The sequence below is a fragment of the Bifidobacterium biavatii DSM 23969 genome, from assembly GCF_000741165.1.
Classification (GTDB): Bacteria; Actinomycetota; Actinomycetes; order Actinomycetales; family Bifidobacteriaceae; genus Bifidobacterium; species Bifidobacterium biavatii.
In genome coordinates this window covers 1-2,834 of record NZ_JGYN01000056.1, presented here as the reverse complement: position 1 = coordinate 2,834, position 2,834 = coordinate 1, and the positions used below count along the sequence as shown (strand labels likewise).

The 2,834-nt window shown below is 66.1% G+C and carries 3 protein-coding genes and 1 pseudogene; 2 read left to right on the top strand and 2 right to left on the bottom strand.

Translation table 11 applies throughout. The features are described from left to right. Together BBIA_RS13105 and BBIA_RS13100 are read right to left on the bottom strand one after the other, a co-directional pair. Window positions 1–723: pseudogene (locus BBIA_RS13105) on the bottom strand (hypothetical protein); the annotation flags it as partial. 34 nt (window positions 724–757) lie between these two features. Continuing rightward, a complete protein-coding gene (locus BBIA_RS13100; protein WP_033494024.1) occupies window positions 758–1,516 on the bottom strand; it encodes a GNAT family N-acetyltransferase in 759 nt (252 codons plus the stop codon). A gap of 76 nt (window positions 1,517–1,592) precedes the next feature. Between BBIA_RS13100 and BBIA_RS13095 the strand changes: the two genes are divergently transcribed. Continuing rightward, window positions 1,593–2,189 carry a 5-formyltetrahydrofolate cyclo-ligase gene (locus BBIA_RS13095; protein ID WP_033493867.1) on the top strand — a complete coding sequence of 199 codons (597 nt, stop codon included), beginning with the start codon at window positions 1,593–1,595 and terminating at the stop codon, window positions 2,187–2,189. 174 nt (window positions 2,190–2,363) lie between these two features. After that, a complete protein-coding gene (locus BBIA_RS13090; RefSeq protein WP_033493865.1) occupies window positions 2,364–2,555 on the top strand; it encodes an FmdB family zinc ribbon protein in 192 nt (63 codons plus the stop codon). Window positions 2,556–2,834 lie beyond the last annotated feature (279 nt).

Genomic DNA, 2,834 nt, shown 5'->3' with positions numbered 1-2,834 from the left:
GGCGCGGCGGGCCTCGCGGGCCGCCAGCGCGCGCGCCTGCTCCTCCTGCGCCTCACGCAGGGCACGGCGGATCTCACGCTGCTCCATCACATCAGTTGCGGGCTCCCCCGACGCGTCCCCGCGCGTCTCGCTGCGAACGGTCTCATCGGATCGTGCATCGCCGGCGCCAACCTGGGCGGCCGCGGCGGCACGTCCCACCGCACGCGCGTCCCGCATGGCCTTGTCGTGCGCGGCCTTGCGCTGCTTGCGTCGTTCGGCGGCGACTTTGCGTTCCCATTCGCGCGCCTGCGCCGAGGCATGCACGCCGAGCGCCAGCACCGTGGCCAGGGCGGCGGCGGGAATCAACGCGAACAGCGGGCTGAAATGCAGCGGGAAGGAGATCGCGAGCACCACTATGGCGATCGTTAGCAGAGACACGACGACAATACGACGGCGACGGATCGCGGCACGACGCAACTGACGCACGTGAGCGACATGCTCCGGCGTGTACTTCGCGTTCCGCGTCTGGTCTGCCATAATAATCCCTTTCGCCTGCGGCGTATGTTCATCGGAAAACCTCGTACCGTCGTCCATCTCGACCAGATGGAGCGACGACGAATACTTGTCCTCGCGGTGCTCCGCCACTTTTCTCATGCCCTTCGCCGTCCGCACAGGCAGCCAGCCGACCATGATGATAATCACGATCACCAGCACGACAATCGTACTCAGCGATTCGTAACTCATGCACCCAAGAATAGGAGAACGGGCGCACAAATCGTTAAATTGCGTTCGGGCGTGTCGAAACGTCCGAATTCCGCCGCAGCAGCCGTGCGACGAATCCCTCGCCCTCCGCGTCCTCCGCGAGCAGGCTGTACGTTTCGTGGTCCCGCCACCGGCCGTTGATGTACATGTAGCCTGTCCGCACGCCCTCGCAATGCGCGCCCAGCTTTTCGACGACCCGCCGCGAACGCGCATTCTCCGGCAGCAGCGCGATCTCCAGCCGGTGCAGCCGCGGGCCGGACGGATCGTAGAACGCCCAGTCGGCGAGCATCGCCACGGCCAGCGGCGCATACCCGTGCCCAGCCTGCCGCTGGTCGACCCAGTACCCGACCACGCCGGTGCGCATCGCGCCGTAACTGATCGCGCCGAGCGAGATCTGCCCGACGATGCTCATGTTGCGCACGATCGCAAACAACGCGCCGGTGCCGGCTGCTTCGCTCTGCCGCTGGCGCTGGATCCACATGGCGAACGTGAGCGGCGAACCATGCATCGGATCGCCGGAATCCCACGGGGCAAGCCAGTCGCGGTTGCACCAGCGCACGTTGTTCCACTCGTCCTCGTCGTCCATGGTGAGCGGACGCAGCCTGATCGGCAGGCTTGCGACGTCGATCCGGCCCGGCCCGGACGCGGGGCACGGCTCCGGCGACGTTGCGGACGCGGACGCCGTCAGCAGCGCCGGCGACGGCAGTTCGGACGGCATGCGGATGGACGGCGTGACCGGGTGGAACACGCCGAACAGGGACTGGAACACTGACACGCCCCCTATTGTGCCACGCGGCGGGCTCATGCCGGCGAACGACGGGACGATATATTCGCGTGGTACAACTGCCCGCATGAACGCTTCCATGAATACGGACAAGAAGTCGCTGCGCCACGAGGCCATCGCCCGGCGCAAGCAGGTGCCTGCCGCCGATCGCGCGGCCGCCGGCGAACGGTTGGCCGCGGTCGCCGAACCGTTGCTCGCCGTGTTGCGGCCGGGCCAGACCGTCGCTGCATATGTGTCGATGGGCAGCGAGATTCCGATGGACGCGCTGTTACGCCGGCTGTTGGACGTCGGATGCCGCGTGCTCGTGCCGAGGTTGGGGCGTGGCCTGGACGTCGGCTGGGGCGAACTGCCGTCGATGGACGACCTGCATGATGCCGGCGGGGCGCGCCGGCCGCAGGAGCCGGACGGCGAGACGCTCGGCATGGACGCGCTGGCCGAGGCGTCGCTGGTGATCCTTCCGGCGCTGATGGCCGATTTCGTCGGCACGCGGCTCGGCCGCGGCGGTGGCTGGTACGACCGGGCGCTCGAGCATCGCGCCCCGAACGTGACCGTGGCCGCGGTGTGCTGGCCGTGGGAGGTCGTGAACGGGCCGCTTCCCCGCGAACCGCATGACGTTCCGGTCACGGCCGTGCTCACGCCGGAAGAACTGCGGTACGTCGGCTGACGGTCGCATTTCCCACAACGGCGGCCACAACGACGGCGGCGATTCGCCCTGCGAGATGGGTTCCGCATGGCCGGCCGATCCTGTCGGCGTGGCGATTAGGATATGAAACCGTTGAATACCGTGCACCCGCGGGTGCATTCGAATGCATTCCAGACGTTTGTTGGAGGAAGAATCATGCCTACGTATCATTACCGTTGCAAGAGCTGCAACTACGACTTCACCGAGCAGCAGTCGTTCACCGACGACCCGATCACCGTCTGCCCGAAGTGCGGTGAGGAGCAGGTGCGCAAGGTGTATTCCGCCGTGCCGATCGAGTTCAAGGGCAGCGGCTTCTACCGTACCGACGGCGCCTCCCACTCCAAGTAGCCTCCATAATTTGCAGGACAAGCTGCTGCGCAGTGATTGATTGAGGGGCAGTCAAAGCCCGTCGTATTGAATCCAGCAAAGAGCAACAGGCCACTCGAGCCGCCGCGGCGGAATGTGGATGGTTGTGGATAACTGCCGACCATTCGACCACATACCCCGGTTCGGCTTGCGCGAACCACATTCGATCCGTCATCATGCGAGTTATGATGACGGATTTTTTTGTTCGCGAAGGCGCGTCCCGCGGTCGGCGCAGACCGCCCGGCGCATCCGGTCTTCGCC